General features: G+C 37.8%; 17 protein-coding genes. 5 read left to right on the forward strand and 12 right to left on the reverse strand.

The genetic code is table 11. The features are described from left to right. Positions 1 to 65 precede the first annotated feature (65 nt). On the reverse strand, positions 66 to 518 hold the full coding sequence (locus tag MKX82_RS16495; RefSeq protein WP_233316588.1) for a MarR family winged helix-turn-helix transcriptional regulator: 453 nt from the start codon (positions 516 to 518) through the stop codon (positions 66 to 68). Between the two features lie 124 nt (positions 519 to 642). Between MKX82_RS16495 and MKX82_RS16500 the strand changes: the two genes are divergently transcribed. Further along, positions 643 to 1,095, forward strand: coding sequence for a GNAT family N-acetyltransferase (locus MKX82_RS16500; RefSeq protein ID WP_233316589.1), 453 nt, complete (start codon positions 643 to 645; stop codon positions 1,093 to 1,095). Here the strand turns inward: MKX82_RS16500 and MKX82_RS16505 are convergent. The 4 genes from MKX82_RS16505 to MKX82_RS16520 form a co-directional block, all read right to left on the reverse strand. Further along, entirely contained in the window at positions 1,090 to 2,583 is a 1,494-nt protein-coding gene (locus MKX82_RS16505) for a glycoside hydrolase family 32 protein (RefSeq protein ID WP_341078501.1), read from the reverse strand. The genes MKX82_RS16500 and MKX82_RS16505 overlap by 6 nt on opposite strands. Before the next feature lie 60 nt (positions 2,584 to 2,643). Then, positions 2,644 to 4,095, reverse strand: coding sequence for a sucrose-specific PTS transporter subunit IIBC (locus MKX82_RS16510; protein WP_341078503.1), 1,452 nt, complete (start codon positions 4,093 to 4,095; stop codon positions 2,644 to 2,646). A 171-nt stretch (positions 4,096 to 4,266) separates the two neighbouring features. After that, positions 4,267 to 5,250: a LacI family DNA-binding transcriptional regulator gene (locus tag MKX82_RS16515; RefSeq protein WP_341078505.1), complete on the reverse strand. Its 984-nt coding sequence runs from the start codon at positions 5,248 to 5,250 to the stop codon at positions 4,267 to 4,269. Positions 5,251 to 5,348: 98 nt separating this feature from the next. Further along, positions 5,349 to 6,236 carry an AraC family transcriptional regulator gene (locus tag MKX82_RS16520; protein ID WP_233316593.1) on the reverse strand — a complete coding sequence of 296 codons (888 nt, stop codon included), beginning with the start codon at positions 6,234 to 6,236 and terminating at the stop codon, positions 5,349 to 5,351. Positions 6,237 to 6,371: 135 nt separating this feature from the next. Here MKX82_RS16520 and MKX82_RS16525 point away from each other — a divergent pair, with 135 nt between their 5' ends. The 3 genes from MKX82_RS16525 to MKX82_RS16535 all read left to right on the forward strand — a co-directional run bounded on the left by MKX82_RS16525 (position 6,372) and on the right by MKX82_RS16535 (position 9,123). Beyond that, positions 6,372 to 7,112 (forward strand): SDR family oxidoreductase, encoded by a 741-nt coding sequence (locus tag MKX82_RS16525; protein WP_233316629.1) that lies wholly within the window; start codon positions 6,372 to 6,374, stop codon positions 7,110 to 7,112. 126 nt (positions 7,113 to 7,238) lie between these two features. After that, complete coding sequence (locus tag MKX82_RS16530; protein ID WP_341078508.1) at positions 7,239 to 7,895, forward strand: hypothetical protein; 657 nt, start codon at positions 7,239 to 7,241, stop codon at positions 7,893 to 7,895. Positions 7,896 to 8,004: 109 nt separating this feature from the next. Next, positions 8,005 to 9,123: a 7-cyano-7-deazaguanine synthase gene (locus tag MKX82_RS16535; protein ID WP_341078510.1), complete on the forward strand. Its 1,119-nt coding sequence runs from the start codon at positions 8,005 to 8,007 to the stop codon at positions 9,121 to 9,123. Positions 9,124 to 9,243: 120 nt separating this feature from the next. Here MKX82_RS16535 and MKX82_RS16540 read toward each other — a convergent pair whose 3' ends face one another. Together MKX82_RS16540 and MKX82_RS16545 are read right to left on the reverse strand one after the other, a co-directional pair. Next, positions 9,244 to 10,038 carry an SDR family NAD(P)-dependent oxidoreductase gene (locus MKX82_RS16540; protein WP_233316596.1) on the reverse strand — a complete coding sequence of 265 codons (795 nt, stop codon included), beginning with the start codon at positions 10,036 to 10,038 and terminating at the stop codon, positions 9,244 to 9,246. 23 nt (positions 10,039 to 10,061) lie between these two features. After that, positions 10,062 to 11,078 carry an AraC family transcriptional regulator gene (locus tag MKX82_RS16545; RefSeq protein WP_237941889.1) on the reverse strand — a complete coding sequence of 339 codons (1,017 nt, stop codon included), beginning with the start codon at positions 11,076 to 11,078 and terminating at the stop codon, positions 10,062 to 10,064. 357 nt (positions 11,079 to 11,435) lie between these two features. Here MKX82_RS16545 and MKX82_RS16550 point away from each other — a divergent pair, with 357 nt between their 5' ends. Further along, complete coding sequence (locus MKX82_RS16550; RefSeq protein WP_341078514.1) at positions 11,436 to 12,407, forward strand: aldo/keto reductase; 972 nt, start codon at positions 11,436 to 11,438, stop codon at positions 12,405 to 12,407. A 39-nt stretch (positions 12,408 to 12,446) separates the two neighbouring features. On the opposite strand, the gene MKX82_RS16555 is transcribed toward MKX82_RS16550, so the two are convergent. The 5 genes from MKX82_RS16555 to MKX82_RS16575 form a co-directional block, all read right to left on the reverse strand. Next, on the reverse strand, positions 12,447 to 12,824 hold the full coding sequence (locus MKX82_RS16555) for a MerR family transcriptional regulator (protein ID WP_341078517.1): 378 nt from the start codon (positions 12,822 to 12,824) through the stop codon (positions 12,447 to 12,449). A gap of 158 nt (positions 12,825 to 12,982) precedes the next feature. Beyond that, positions 12,983 to 13,546: a lysozyme inhibitor LprI family protein gene (locus MKX82_RS16560; protein ID WP_341078518.1), complete on the reverse strand. Its 564-nt coding sequence runs from the start codon at positions 13,544 to 13,546 to the stop codon at positions 12,983 to 12,985. Between the two features lie 457 nt (positions 13,547 to 14,003). Beyond that, complete coding sequence (locus MKX82_RS16565; protein WP_341078520.1) at positions 14,004 to 14,165, reverse strand: hypothetical protein; 162 nt, start codon at positions 14,163 to 14,165, stop codon at positions 14,004 to 14,006. Between the two features lie 186 nt (positions 14,166 to 14,351). Then, complete coding sequence (locus tag MKX82_RS16570; RefSeq protein ID WP_341078522.1) at positions 14,352 to 15,524, reverse strand: RES domain-containing protein; 1,173 nt, start codon at positions 15,522 to 15,524, stop codon at positions 14,352 to 14,354. Positions 15,525 to 15,581: 57 nt separating this feature from the next. After that, positions 15,582 to 16,922, reverse strand: coding sequence for a helix-turn-helix domain-containing protein (locus MKX82_RS16575; RefSeq protein ID WP_341078525.1), 1,341 nt, complete (start codon positions 16,920 to 16,922; stop codon positions 15,582 to 15,584). Positions 16,923 to 16,939: the final 17 nt, after the last annotated feature.

Below are 16,939 nucleotides of genomic sequence, written 5' to 3' on the forward strand. Positions count from 1 at the left end.
AAAAAAAGAATTAACCTGTCACGAAATAACGTTAATTCTTTTTTTATTTGCTTTATAAGTTAAATTTAGTAGCCTCGTCGATTTCCTTTTTTGACGTTCTCCCAATCTACCTCAATATTTTCTCTGACCTTTTTCAGGAGTTCATAAAGAACCTCTGTTTGTTCATGAGACAATCCAGCAAGTGCAGTTTTGTCTGAATGATCTGCCTCCCTTTTTAGAAAAGGATATACCTCCATTCCTTTTTCTGTAGGAAACAGCAGCTTGTTTTTTTTATTTGTCTCATCCTGTCTTTTTTCTATAAAGCCGTTCATTTCAAGCTTTTTAATAGCTCTGGCTGCAGTCGTGCGGTCAACTTTTATCATTTCTGCCAGCTTTTCTTGAATGATTCCCGGATTCTCGTATATTCGGACAAGGTATAAATATTGGCCCTTCGTCAAATCGTATTCCTTAAATTCAATATTGCTGATAGAATCAAGTGCTCTGGCAATCATGCCAACTTCACGAAGAATTTCCTTCATAAAAATAATAAACCTCCAATAATTGTTGTATTTACAACAATATATTTTTCCTATACACTGTTTAAAGATGATAAATAAATTATGACTTGTTTCTCATAATAAATCCAGAAAGGAATGAATAGCGATGGAAGCAAAAAAAATTACAACAACAGACGAACTAGAGCAGGCATTACATATAAGAAGGACAGTATTTGTGGAGGAACAGGGTGTTCCGTTAGACGACGAATACGATGAATTCGATAAACTTGATGGTAAATGTGAGCATATTCTTGTTTATTATCATAATGAGCCAGTCGGCACTGGACGGGTTAGATCGGTTGAAGGCTACGGCAAACTAGAAAGAATCTGTATCTTACAGGAATACCGTAAATTTGGTCTTGGGAAAGTTATTATTGCCAAGCTTGAAGAAATCGCCGCAGACCGAGGAGATTTAAAGGTAAAGCTGCATGGCCAAACACACGCAGAGGGCTTTTATAATAAGCTAGGCTACGAAACTTCTTCCGATGTATTTATGGAAGATGGCATCGCTCACGTGCTGATGGTGAAAAATATCGCAGAAAAGAGCCAGTCATCATGAACTGGCTCTTTCTTTGCTAGTTAATTTATATTTTACAGCCTGTATGTCTGTTTTCCCGTTATACGCAAAAAAACGGATATCCTGACTGTTTTGATCTGGGAATATTCTTGCAGTGAACACTTCTGCTCCGTCGTTCACAAATACCTCAACAGAAGAAACATCCACAAATATTCGGAAGGAAATTTTGTCTGTTTCTACTAAACATTTTCGGACCGCTCCATATTGTATGCCTGCTGCTTGCCCAGACTCGCTTCTGTCAAAAATCACTTTTTTCTCCTGCGTGTCATATTTCAGGACTGTTTTCTCCTTGTCACTAGCTCGAAGCTCTATACCGAACTGCTCTGCCGTAAAATTGGAAAACTCTGCAGATAATTCATAGACATCACCAGCAAATCCTTCTATCCCCTTCGTCTCGTTATCTATTGTTATATGAGCTTCTGTTTCTTCCCCTCTAAGCAGCTCCAATTCCTTAACTGGATTTTGCCATAGTCGCCCGTTCTTAACAGTCAGTTCGCGCGGCAATGTTAAACAATGGGCCCAGCCGTTACTGTCTGTCGGATACTCTATTTCAGGCAGACCCATCCACCCTACTAATATTCTTCTGCCGTCAGGTGCTTCCATTGTCTGTGGTGCATAAAAGTCAAACCCTCTGTCTAATTCATGAAACCCACTGTGCACAAGCGTCCGCTCTTGAACATTCAGCCTGCTGCCGAGCACATAGCCTGATTGATAAATATTATGATAGCTGTCTCTGTCTCTCTCCAAGCCCTGTGGACAAAACAGCAGCACACCATGATTATCTAATTCGAAATAATCCGGACACTCCCACATATATCCGAATTCATTAAGGCCTATATCTACTTCGCCTTCTAAGTCCCATTCCAGCAAATTCTGCGAACGATACAGCATAATTGTACCTGTCTCGTTTTTACGCTGTGCTCCAATCACAGCAAAAAAACAATCATTATCTTTCCAAACCTTAGGATCACGGTAATGATCCGTATACCCGTTAGGAACTGCAGGAATCACTGGTTTTTCAAGCTTTTTAATTTGTCCCTCCTTATTCATGACAGCTAGTATCTGATAAGGATGTCTTACCCAGTTCTCGTCACGGTTGTTTCCAGTATACATAAGGAATAATTCGCCGTTATGCTCGATTCCGCTGCCTGAGTAAACACCGTGACTGTCAAACTCATTTGTCGGCTCAAGCGCAACGCCGACATTTTCCCAGTGAACGAGGTCCTTTGATTTAGTATGATACCAGTTTTTTAATCCATGAACAGGGCCAAGGGGAAACCATTGATAGAACAAATGATATTCACCATTATAATAGGAGAAACCGTTTGGATCATTGAGAAGCCCTGTCACAGGCTGAATATGAAAGGTTTGTCTCCAGTTACACTGCTTGACGAGATTTTCAAGTTTCCTCCGTTCTGTCTTTGAGGCATCCTCCCATCTTCTGTACCGTTGTTCTCTGCTCCAATTCATTGATGCTTCACTCCCTAAAAAGAAAGGAGACAAGAGTCCCCTCCTATGCTTATCGATTTTTTATGCAACGATGCCTTCTTTTTTTACACTCGCTTCCTTTTTAGCCGCTCTTTTCGCCAATACGATGGTTACCGTAAATCCGACTACAAATGCGACTGCCATTCCAATAATATAAGGCACAATTTTATCTGGACGAATGGAGATGATGCCAGGCAATCCAGCAGCACCTAATGCGACTGCCTTCACTTTAAACAAAGTAACAAAACCAGAACCAACTGCAGACCCTACGATAGCACCAATAAACGGATACCTTAATTTCAGGTTTACCCCAAACATCGCCGGCTCTGTAATACCAAGCAATGCAGAGATGCCCGCAGCAGAAGCTGTTCCCTTAACTTTTGCATCCTTTGTTAGCTTCAAGACAGCCAATGTTGCTGCACCTTGAGCGATGTTAGACATGGTAGCAATCGCAAACAAGAAGGAGCCGCCTGTTTTTGCGATATCTGCTAACAGTTGAGTTTCAACAGCAATAAAGCTGTGATGCATGCCAGTGATAACGATCGGTGCATACAAGAGGCCGAAAATTAACCCGCCGATTACTCCTGTTGTGTCATACATCCAGACAATGCCATCAGTAAGAAGATTTCCAGCCGTTCTTGTTAACGGGCCGACTAACGTAAATGTCAAAAAACCAGTAATAAAAATAGATAAAAGCGGTGTCAATAAGTTATCCAAAGCCGAGGGCACAATCCTTCTGAGATATGTTTCAATCTTAGCCAAAATAAACGATGCTGCTAGTACAGGCAGCACTGTTCCTTGGTAAGCTACCTTCTCAATCTCCAAACCGAATATATTCCAGACAGGCACTTCATTTTTCAGCATGGCATCTGCATAATTATAGCCATTCAGCAAATCCGGATGAACCATCAGCATACCAAGTGCTGCTCCGAGATAAGGATTTCCGCCAAACCGCTGGGTAGCAGAAAAGCCAATCAGAATTGGCAGAAATACAAAGGCAGCGTTTGCAAAAGTATTAATAAGTGCAGCTAAATCTGCCATGTTTGGATATGCATCAACCAATGATTTGCTCTCTATAAATAAATCTTGAGCAGTCAGGACATTATTTAGTCCCATTAGTAAACCGCCGGCAACAATAGCTGGAATAATCGGCACAAAGATATCAGACAGCATTTTCACAAATCGCTGAATCGGATTAAGCTTCTTTGCTCCAGCCTCATTTACTTCCTTCGTCGACATTTCTGAAAGACCTGTCATCCCTGCAAAATGCTTATACACTTCATTAACAGTGCCTGATCCTAAAATAATTTGATATTGACCGCCTGTAGAGAATGTTCCCTTCACCACATCCATCTTATCAAGCACATCTTGATTAACTGCTGATTCATCATGCAGTACTAAACGAAGCCGTGTTGCACAGTGAGCTGCTGCAGACACATTCTCTTTTCCGCCGATTGCCGCGAGAATTTCTTCTGCGATTTTTTTATGGTTCATTTTACGTTCCTCCCTATTATATCCGGCAATATAGAACCGGTTCCAAAATTACTCAAAAAGTAAAACCGTTTAAGGAACCGGTTCCAAATAAAAGCTAAAAAAATATGATTCTAACGAAACCGATTATAAATTTAATTGGAATCGGTTTCATTAGAATTATAATTCATCATGCTAGATTGTGTCAACGCTTTCTCTTTTAATTATTTCAAAATTCATTGTTGTCAGTATTTCTACTGGCCGCTCATGTACTAGCTCCACCATATTAACTGCGGCCTTTTTCCCTGCTTCTTTATAATGAAATTTTGCTGTTGTAATGCCAGGATGAATGGCTTCCGTGACATCATAACCGCCAAAGCCAGTAACAGACAAAGTATCTGGTACAGCTATCCCCAGTTTGTATGCTGCCTTCAGACAGCCAAGGGCAATATTGTCTGTAGCACAAACGACAATACTCTGGTTGGAATTTCTTAAGATTTCCATGGCGGCAGCTTGGGCAGCAGGAATATTAAATTCTGTCTCATAATAATGGACATCAATATCTTCCTTCCCCTCCAATGCTTTTGTAAAGCCTTGTTTTCGTTTTATTCCAACAGCAATATCAAGCTCTGTCACTCCTAAGTAAGCAATGTTGCGATGCCCCTTTTCCAGCACATATTGCCCTATTGCCATACCGGCATGATAATCATCATGAATAACACTATGAATCTCTTCATGCTCTTGACCAATCAGTAAGACTGGAATATTAATATCAGCTATTGCTTGAAGATGCCTGTCCGTAATCACGGTCGCAAGCAAGATAATACCCGCCATCTTCTGGTTTGCCAGGCTGTATATACTCTCAATTTCCCTGTTTAAATCTTGGCTCGTATTGGATATTAACATCTGATAGTTCAGTTCTTTCAAGCGCTCATCGATTCCAATCAACGTCTGTGATGACGCAAAAGAATCCAGCCTTGGAACAATCGTGCCAATGATATTTGTCTTTTTTGCTTTTAAACTTTGAGCAAAAGGGTTTGGCGTGTAGCCAGTCTCTTGAATTGCCTTTTCAATCTTCTTCCTTGTTGCCTCTCCGACAGAGCCTCCATTCAGGTAGCGGGATACCGTGCTTTTGGCGACTCCGGCGATTTTAGCAATATCCGCAATGGTCCGAATCATTAGTTTACCAACCTCATAATTGTATTTATGGTTATATTATATACTACTCATTCAAGCTTTTTGGGCAGCTGTTTCAAATTTAAGCCTAGACCCCTACATTACTGCCTGTTAATTGATTCACGAAATCTTTTTATATCACTGACTGGAGGAGCTCCAAACATTCTGCTGTATTCTCTGCTGAATTGGGATGGACTTTCATAGCCGACTTGAAAAGCCGCTTCACCTGCTTCCATCGGTTCAGATAACAAAAGCTTCCGTGCTTCCTGCAGCCGAATCATCTTTTGATACTTTAATGGGCTCATTGCTGTCACTTGTTTAAAATAATGATGGAAAGAGGAAACACTCATTTTAGCTATTTTTGCAAGCATATCTATCCGCAGCGGCTGGTTATATTCCTCATTGATTATGCGGATTACCTCTTTGATTGCCTGCGCTTGACTTCCCATTACTGCAAACTCTCTCATTTGATCTCCGTCTTCATTATTCCAAATTCTATAAAGAATTTCTTTTTTATAAAGAGGTGCCAGTGCTGAAATGTCTTGGGGCGTATCAAGCAAGCCTATCAGCCTGATAACTGCATCGAGTATATTGGATGTTGTCTTATTCACCATGATGGCTCTTTGTGCGGGAAATGAGTGATCTTGCTTCATCTTAATAACATCGAGAATCTCTTCTGTTGTGAAGCGGAGTTTGACTCCTAGATAGGGGCTGTCACTCGTCGCCTTCATGATTTTCCCTGTTATCGGCAGATGGACAGAGGCAATAAGGTAGTGATTGGGGTCATAATGAAAGATGTCATCCTCCAGCATCACGATTTTTGAGCCTTGGGCAATAAAGCAGACAGACGGCTCGAACAAGGAATGAAGAGGCTCTGATAAAGTCGATGAGCGGATAAAGCTCAATGTATCAATTTCCGCATCAAATGTCCCATCCCTATTTGTATGTTTTTCAATTAAAGTCACTAACTGCTGCTGCCTGTCTTTCATGCCATTCACCGCCTTTTTTATATATTTTAACGTTTATTTGGAGAAATAGGCAAAAATAATAGACGATTCAGCTATCTCGTTATTCGTAACTTTATTTATAATTTAGAGGAAAATAGAGCTTGGAGGAATAAAATGATGACAAACTTACAGGATAAAGTCGCAATAATTACAGGCGCATCAAGAGGAATAGGCGCTCAAAGTGCAATAAAATTAGCAGAACTGGGAGCTAAGGTTGTTGTTAATTATGCTAACAGCCCACAAGCAGCAGAGGCAGTGACCTCATCTATCATGGAAAAGGGTGGCCAGGCGATAGCTGTTAAAGCAGATGTGAGCAGCCTTAAGGAAATAGAGTATTTATTTGAAACGACCATTAGCCATTTCGGCAAGGTCGATATCCTTGTGAATAATGCAGGTATCATGCATACCATTCCAATCAGTGAAGTGACAGAGGAACAATTTGACCAACATTTTGCGATTAATGTTAAAGGCACCTATTTCGCCTGCCAACAAGCCTTTAAGCATATGGCACCGAACGGACGAATCGTTAATTTCTCTACTTCTGTTGCAGGAGTAATGTTCCCAGGCTACAGCATTTATGCAGCTACTAAAGGGGCTGTTGAACAAATCAGCAGACAGCTGGCCAGAGAATTCGGACCAAAGAATATAACGATAAATACAATCGCCCCAGGTCCGACAACAACAGAACTATTCTTGGAAGGAAAAACTCCCGAACAATTGCAGGCATTAAAAGGAAACAACGCCTTCGGAAGATTCGGAGAAACAAACGATATCGCCGATGCATTAGCCTTTTTAGTAAGTGACGAATCCCGCTGGATTACAGGACAAACAATCCGTGTTAATGGCGGTATGATCTAGAATATTGAAAAGAAAAGATAGAGGTAGTGCTCTATCTTTTCTTTATACAGACTTCCTCTTCTAATTGAAAACAATTCTCATTTATGATACGTTTGTTGTAAATAATTTGAAGAGAAGGTGTCTAACTTGTATTACGTTGAAACATACACAGCAACGAAAAAGGAATCTAAGGAACTTATCAGTAAACTGCATACATACTTCCATCAATATAATAGTCAGTTCTTATTCAATAGAATTTACCGGCGGAAACTGACTTTCTCCACTGAAGAAAAGAGTCAGCTATGGAATGTCCTTGTGATGATGAAAGCAGCAGATGGGAAGCAATATGAACATTTCCAAAATATTTTCAAGGACTATCATACACTGTTAATCAGACAAGAAAACATGCTGCCAACACCAGGCTCCTTCCTCCCTTCTAACGAAAAGAACGGCTTCATACATATCGTTGAATACGTTCATGTTCAACCCGATTATCTAGCAGAATTTAAAGAAATAATGATTCAAAATAATGGCCCTGCTATGGAGCATATTATCCAATCAAAAAAGTGGTGCAAGGAATTTATCGCCCTTGAAACGGCAGAAGTAATATTCCATAAGGCTGATTATCCCGCATGGAATCAAATCCATCTAATCGCAATGCTTCCATCTGGAGTTTTTCACTTCAAAAAAGACTTTAATGAAGGGTTAATAAAAGTAAACGCTCCGAACTTTGCCGAAAACTTTGAAAGACTTGGACAAATTCGGAAGTTTACTTCAAAGGTAAGTGCAGCCCGCGAGTTATAATTAATTACGTCAGCTGCCCTCCATATTTAAAATTCTCCTGTACGCTCATTAAATGCTATAATTTAATATATTGCTATTTTCATTTTGACAAGATAACAGGAGTTTTTGTATGAATGTAAACAATGTATTGCCTCATTTACATAAAGAACTGCTTCACGGAATGTATTTTGACTATGATGATACCAGCACGAAATTTCTAGACATTATTACGATTACAACCAGTCTATTCTTATTTGCGCCCGAGATAAAAAAAGGTCAAAAAGATCTTTCCATTTCCATTCCCGTTTTTCATTATTCTGTTTGGGAGAAGGAAAAAGCTGCGGCAGAAGCGTTTTTTTCCTGGATGACAGACACGCATGTGTCACTTCAATTTACAAATAACATTCCGCCAGATACGGAAGAAGGATTTTTATTGTCATTGCCAGCCTATCAAAACATTGCATTGTTCTATGATGATATCGAATCAATTGCCGGCATAAATCACCAGTTAGTATGTGATTATATACGCATTCCCAACAAAAATAATGAAAAAACAAAACAGCAGAAACTAGCTGCTTTTTTAAGAAAGACAGCATCCGATTCGAGCGAAATAATAAATATAGATATTAAATTACTCAACAAAAGAAAATCCAAAACTACTCCTGCGGCCATTTCCTTAGTATTGGCGATAGCTGCTGCCAAAGCCTATTTTAACGGCGGAACAAAAGTATATTATTATCAAAGCCAAAAGATAGATGCAGATTCTCTAAACCTAGCTAAGACTGCTCATCCGAAAACATATCAACTGCTGAATGCACTTTATCAATGCATTTCTGCAGATATGCAGATTGAGACACCCCTCTTGCATAAAACAAGGGTAGCTATCCTCAAAGAAATGCCTAAAGAGCATAAATTACAAATTAAAAATACAAATGAATGTTTGAGAATGAAAAGAAAAACAGCATTAGCGGCTGCAAATACTCCTTGTGGCATTTGCACAGCTTGCTTCCAACGAAAGATTGCCTTAGCTGCAGCAAACAGTGAAGTATATGATGGTTTTTACCAATATGACTATGGCCAAAAGATAGCCGAAATAACGGACGAACACGATCAACAAATTTATCGAGACACTCTGGAATTAATGGAAACTCTCAGTCAGGAACGAAAAACCACAGAAGAAGACGAGTATTTAGCTGATGATCTTAGGTCAGCTTTTGCGTGTTTTGTTGATAGGTATAATCCGTACTGAAACCACGAAATCTAATAAACTCAAAGACCTCCTTTTTCGGAAGGTTTTGTTCTAGGCTTCCTTTGCCCTTAAAAAATGTAAATCTAGCAAAAAAGAGCCGCCAAACGGCAGCTCTTTTGTTTAAAAAATGGTCGGAACCATTCCGCCATCCATACGGATTGGTGATCCTCTAAATGCAGATGCATAGGGACTGCATAGGAATGTGGCTAATCGTCCTATTTCAATCGGTCTGATAAATCGCTGTATTTCTGATTGAGGCAAATTAGTGACCATAAATTGTGTTTCTTTTTCTGTAAAGGTCATGTTTTCATCACTGTAAATACCCTCAATTATGGCTTGCACATTCTCAGAAAGTGTTGGTCCAGGCATAATGGTATTGACTGTAACTTCTGTACCTTTTGTTAGAAAAGACAAGCTTTTTGCTAATGATAGCAGCATTGATTTTGTCATACAATACTGAGGCATTTGTCCAGAAGGCATTACGGCTTCTTCACTAGCAATAAAAATGATTCGGCCATCATTTTTATTCAGCATTTTTGGAAGATAATGTTTACAAAGCCCATTTGCAGCTAATACATTCGTTTCAAAGTATTTTTGCCAGACTTCATCTGTAACATCTTCGTATTGCATGATTTCGTATATCCCCATATTGTTAACTAAAATATCGACATTAGGATATTTCCTAAATAGTTCCTCTCTTTGTTGCACATCGACAATATCAGCTGCAGCATTTTGAGGGGAAGTTAACGGGAATTCTGATTTAATTTCCTGTACAGTTCGTTCTACCTCGTCATAGTTGCGGCCATTGATGAGAACATTAACTCCTTCTTTAGCCAATTCTTTTGCTATTGCTTTCCCGATTCCTTTTGTTGAGCCTGTAACTAAAGCGGTTTTATTTACTAATTCCATTTCCAAGATACATTTCTCCTTTAAGTAGGTTATCCTTGTCGTTCGTCTATAAGTGCATGTTCAGTACGCCAATTTAAAGGAGTGTCACCTTCCCAACAACGGAAGGCACGATAGAACGAGCTATGGTCTTTATATCCAACGAGAAAAGCGACTTCTTTAATATCTAGGTCAGGATCAGCCAAGTACTGTCGTGCCTGTTCATGACGGACTTCCTTTAAGAGATCCTTAAAGCTGGTTTTTTCATCAGTAAGCCGTCGCTGTAAGGTACGTTCGCTCATGCCCAACTCACTTGCAACATCTTGTATGTCAAGTCGTTCTCCTGTTAAATTGCGTTTTAAAATCCACTTAACTATCTCCGTTATTGAGTGACTGTGGCGCTGCTCCTCCAATGTTTGCTCCAATACTGGTGTTAGTATCTGCAGTAATTCAGCATTATAGGAAGTAAAAGGACGATCAAGATCTTCTCTTTGCAATATCAGTCTATTATGTTTTGCTCCGATATGGATCGGGCAACCAAAATAATCTTCCAGTGCTTGGACTTGACCAAAAGAATGTGTAAATTCTACTAAGCTCGCTTTTATAGGATATCCGGTGCCTCTTCGTCCTAGTTCCAGTAAAAACGCAAGTGTTGTTCCGACAAGCAGGGCTGGTCCTGCTTGCTCGGTTTCCAACCATTTCAGTTCAATTACACAATTTGTATCTTGTTCCACAATGCGTAATTTTTCAGGAGGGCACATTTCTTTGTAACGCGCCATTCTGTTAAGCGCATCCCGATAATCACGGGCATGGTAAGCAGCCAGTACAGATGGGGGATACTGTGTTGTTTCAAATACTGTCGGAAGCTGCAACATGCCAGCTTCACTATCACCGATCATATCGGAATATGCTTGCCATAATGCATAATATTGTTCAACAGTGACAACTGATTCACTGATTACAGTCAGCGGCATTTTTGCTTTTCGAACTAAATCCTGCGCATTAAATCCTAGTTTTTTTAATCCAGTCCAAAGTCCATCCGGTATTCTAATACGAGTATTTGCAGTCATATTTATTTACACCTCTCTATCTATCAGCACATTACAGCTAATTCTGTTAACGGGATAGTTATTTCATTTTACTTTTATATTGTCTTACTGTAATTAGCAGGGAACGACAATCAATTAGCCAAAGACGCCAAGAGAAAAAATCTATGTTCATTATATCAATTTCGTTAAAGCTACTTTAACTAAAATTAAGCTCAAACTCAAAAAATGAAGTGTAATTTTAAACTAAATATTACATTAAACTCTAAATCAAGGATGATAAGCGGGAAAATCGTGAACATAAATTTTTGCTTGACCTCAAGAAAACTCTAAGTCATATGATTAAAAAGTACAAAAAAATCTATTATTGGAGTGAAGAACATGAAAGTAAGAAGACTTGGAAATAGTGAGTTGGAAGTATCATCCATTGGCCTAGGGTTGATGGGGATGTCACCAGGAATATATGGTCAGACAAATGATGAGGAATCAATTAGAACGATTCATACTGCAATGGAATTGGGTGTGACATTATTAGATACGGCAGATGTTTATGGAAATGGTCATAATGAAAGTTTGCTCGGCAAGGCTTTGCAAGGTAAACGAGATAAAGCAATTGTTGCTACTAAGTTTGCTTATACAACAAATTATGAAAAAATCGTCGGTCACCCTGATTATATCCAAAAAGCTGTTGAAGACAGTCTGCGCCGATTAAATATTGACTATATTGACCTTTATTATCAACATCGTGTCGATCCAAATGTTCCGATTGAAGAGACAATCGGCGCAATGTCCGATTTAGTTACGGCAGGAAAAGTTCGAGCAATTGGATTATCCGAAGCATCAGTTGATACCATAAAACGGGCACACAACATACATCCTATTTCTGCATTACAAACAGAATACTCCTTGTGGAGCAGAGATATTGAGGAGGAAATCTTACCTGTTGTAAGAGATCTAGGAATTACACATGTAGCTTACAGTCCATTAAGCAGAGGATTTATAACCGGAGAAATAAGTAATTTCAAAGATTTTGGCGATGATGATTTGCGCAGATTTATGCCGCGGTTCCAAGGAGAGAACTTCCAAAAAAATCTTGATATAGTCAGTGAAATTCAGAATATGGCTAAAGAAAAGAATGTTACACCTTCTCAATTAGCTATCGCTTGGACAATTGCAAATGGTGCCCTGCCAATCCCTGGGACAAAGCGTCAAAAATACTTAGAGGAAAATGTCGGCGCTTTAGAAGTCGAATTAACTCCTCAAGATTTAGTACGTCTTGACAGTATAAATCCCAAAAATACGGTCTATGGAAATCGCTATGATGATAATAATATGAAGGATCTTAGTCTGTAAGTTTTTATGGGCACTACTCTTTTACGCAGTGCCCTTTTATTATGGCAGTATCTTTAAATCTTTTTCATGAATATCATAAAAAGCTAATTTATAATTTATTTTCTCCAGATAGCTATAAGTTTCTTGCAGCTGTTCTTCTACTTTTTTCTTATGCTTAAGCATCATTTCTTTTCTTTCCCTAATAGAGTCCTTGCCATACTGTGTTAATTCCACATATTTCTTCATTTCACTCAGCGGCATATTCGTTGCACGCAAACACACCATAAAGCTTAGCCACTCTAAGTGATAATCCTCATAAATTCGAATTCCATTATGATCTCTATTAACAGCAGGAACAAGTCCTTCTTTTTCATAAAAACGCAGTGTGTGCGGAGATATTCCTGTTTTTTCAGCAACCTCGCTTATCGTAAGCCCCATATGGCCCCTCCTCTTATACCTCATTCTATTTTCATGTATTTTACTTTATATCTATTTATTTCCGCAATTAAAAGCATATTCCTATAAATATGTTCATATTGAGAAAAGACCTATTAACGAATAATAGGCCTCTCCCTTTCATTCACATAATAATCTTATTACTGCATATACTTCTCCACTAATTCAAAGCATCTTTCTTCCGTAAGATTTCCTAGCACAGCCACGTATTCCAACTCTTCCATCGTACCGCCTTCATATTTTAAAGAAGCCTCTTTTGCAGTACTATCTCTGTATTCAATCCACTTACGCTGTTCATTTCTCAACTGCTCCATTTCGTCAGAAGGCAGTTGCTTCTGTAAGACACCATAAATTTCATTTACTAAGCCATCCCACGTGTCATATCTGTCACCTTCAACCTTTTTCATGGCATATGTTGAGTCATCTTCTGGATTGTTCCGCCGTTCATCCATTTCTTTTTTTGTATCATTTAATTTCTTGAGATACACTTCCTTTTGACTCTCTGCAGTATCATTAGCAGCTGTGTTTTTTTCCGTTTTATTTGTACCAGTATTTTCTTTAGGTGCCTCACCATTTGCTGTTTGAGAACTGCTGTTATGTTCAGCTTGTTTATCTGCTGAATTGCTTGATTCTGTGGATGAGTTATTACAAGCAGCCAAAATCAGTACCGCAACTAAAGAGAAAATCACCTCAAAAGTTTTCATTATGAAAGTCCTCCTTTTATGGAAGTGAATGACGTTCCTCCTTTTATTCCCTTTATTTAACAATATAACAATTACAATTATTGTTAATCAATTTATATGTATATTTCTCGGTTTATTTTTAGAAGCAAGACAGCAGCATAAATAAAAAAGCACCAAACCCCCAACCGGGAATTTGATGCTTCATATCTCTAAGTATGTGACGTAAACCATAACCTTTCCACCTAATAAAGCATAACCTTTCCACGCTTAGAGCCACTTGGCTTCAAGGCACTTTTCGTGAAAATTTCCACACTTCTTTTCATTAATATTTTTAAGGAATTGAGTAGAATAGCTCCCTTTAAATATTTCTAGGAAAGCTTATGCTTTATTTTTTTGTTCTAGGAAATTTTATGGTTTATTCAATTTTTACAAATGGCTCTGTTATCGTTTGTTGTTGATACTTGTTATTCGCGAACAATTAAAACTCGTTAATAACAAAATCAATCAACGCCATATCATCATCTGACAAATTAAACTTTCCTCGTAACTCTGCCTGCGTATACCCTTTTCTAATCAGTTCAATTGCTTTTTCTAAGGTTTCATCATCACTATAATCGTATTCTTGTACTTCTTGGTTCATTTTAATTTCACCTCAACCTAATTATACAAAAATCAACAATTTAGTTTAACAGAGCCTTACAAATAAAAAAAGCCACTTCTTAACACCGTCGCTATTCTTCTTCTCAATAAAAAAGCTTCTTATTTCTATTTTTACGTTATTGTAAATCCATTGCATTCTTCTGCTTATTTAAGAGTGATTTTTTTATTAACATTGAGCTTTAACATACTCGTATTGAAATAACTCTAACCATTCCATAAAATCAGGTACTAAAGGATCTACTCTATAAAAGCCGGAATGAAAGGAACCTGTTCTTTCTCTTCCACAGAATAAGGTGTAATTATACCTTTTAGTAAGACTGCTATGATAACAAACACCATTATAGCCTTTCAATCTAATATACTCTGATAGAATTTGGGTTGGTATATATTCTATAGGAGCAACCCCTTCATCAACTGGCTTTGATATTTCAGTGCAAAATAATAATAAGAAATCCCTTGCCCAATTCATGTCATGATCATAGTGAGAAGAAAATATAGAGATAGAAGGCATCTTGGGAACCCTACTTAGATCAATAAGTTTCAGACTACATTTAGTGCGAAATTGCCCAAATACCACATTTTCCGTTTCGACAGCTCTGATTTCTTTCATGCAGGTATCCTTATCTTCAGCCCCGTAGAAATATGAGATACCAGCAGGATTCATACGAAAAGATTTAGCATAGTTGGCTGGTGGAGGTCCACACTCTAAAGTTCGCTCCCTCATACTCTCAAACGGTCCTTCTGATTTAGAACGCGCTCTCCAAATTAACGATCCTGTCTCGAGTTCTACTTCCATGAGTTCAAAGAAAACATCAAATATCGATAACATACTTTCTCTGGAATTATTTCTATTTAAATCAAAAAAGCGATTCCCATGTTTAACGGTTTCTTTGAATCCATCCCACGTATAGGCAAATCGATTATTATCTGGGGCATAAAATCCATCTCTAAGAACAACTTCTGCATCTCCATTTTCCCACTCATCAATAGCTCCTTGAGAAATATCTCGCCCTGATGGTCCACTGTATTCAAACAAATCCTCCATAAGCTTTTCACATATATCGTTATTGTCTATTTCTGCTGAAAAAATACATTCTGAATAACGTAAAACATCCTTAATTCTTTCCGCTGAAGCTCGGTGTAAATGGTATGGGATATCATCTGTTGTTGCATTTACATAAGCCCTTGAAAGAGATGCACGAATGAATTCGCCCATTGCTGCTACATCAATGACAGGTAAATCACAGCTCATACAGTAATTACAATCTCCACACTCTTTTTCGCTTTTTATAGACTCAATTATATATTCATCATCAAAACAGTTGATACAACAAAACATATAATCACCTTACTTTTCCTTGAATTCTTTTCTCATACTCCAGAATTTTAAATACTACTATTCCATTATTATTCTTTGAACTAGAAATTCCATTTCTTTATTATAAACCTTTTTATCATATCTTTTTCTAAAATTATTTAATGTTAAATCTTCTCCGTTTTGAATAATAGCTGATTTAATTTCTCGTATTTCATTCTCAATGTCTCCTATACGATTAACTCTTAGCTTTGTTCTGTGGTCTTTATATCTAGAAGTAATAATTTCACAGAGATCTCTAGCATAAGTATAAGCACCATATTCAGATAGACTTAAAGAAGTTAATACAGCAGCCAAGCTTCTAGGAGTCTTCTCATTGTTAATAATTTCGTTCTCTAATGCAGCTCTCAATTTGTTCACATTATGTTGGTTATAGGGTTTCTCTTGGTAAAACAATGATTTTGCCTCACAATTTATATCTTCTAGTAATGTTGTTCTTTTCAATTCTATACTTAGCAACTCAATTATATCCATGTTAAGATAATACGAGAACTTTAATAAAGTTTGAAATGGAATAAACGTATCTCCCCTTTTCCATCTCGCAACGGTTCCGGGATCAAACCCAAATTCTTTTGCAAACTCTGACCTGTTTCCATTTGAAAACATATCTATCAAGTACCCAACGATGTTTGTTAACACTGTTTTAATTGGATAATTCGTCAAACTTGAAGAATTTGATAAAAGTTTACCAACATTATTATTAACTGATTTTATCCAATTAACATCTATTTTTTCTTCGACTCTATAAATTGGATCTTCCCCTAACCACCCCATACAATTACTACAGTAACCTAGAATGATATTCGTTTTAATAATAGGTACTGCTTTGCAACAATGCGGGCAAACCGAACTTAGTGAAACATTATGTTTAAAACAACTTTCTGTTAGATTAATATACCAGTACAAAGGCTCATAGATAGGGTCTCCATCCTCCCGCCACTCATTTAAACAAAGTTTACACCAACACTTTTTTGTTCGTGTGATACCTTTTTGAATAATCCCTCTCCAAGAAATTAAAGTAAGATTTATTAAATCATTTCTACTTGTTAAGGGGTTTATGCTATCTACAAAGTCTAAAGCCACATGATTACCACTATTTATATAGTACGAACTTGCAAAAACACTTTCTCTAAATACTTTTTTCAACCAATCAATGGATAGTTCTTTAGCAATTTCTTGATTAAGTAGTTTTCCTACTGGAACACAATGAGCAAATGCCAATCGAGAAATATAGCTAGTAAGTGATTCAACATAAGGTGTTCCAATGCCTATCGGTTCTAAATTATATAAGTAACTTCTGGAAGATAATAAATTGTCAAGTTTACTCTCGTTTTCTCTAACTCTATCAATTAAATAATTCATGATTGAACCCCCTGTAT

This window comes from Niallia sp. FSL R7-0271, from assembly GCF_038005785.1.
Lineage (GTDB): Bacteria > Bacillota > Bacilli > Bacillales > Cytobacillaceae > Niallia.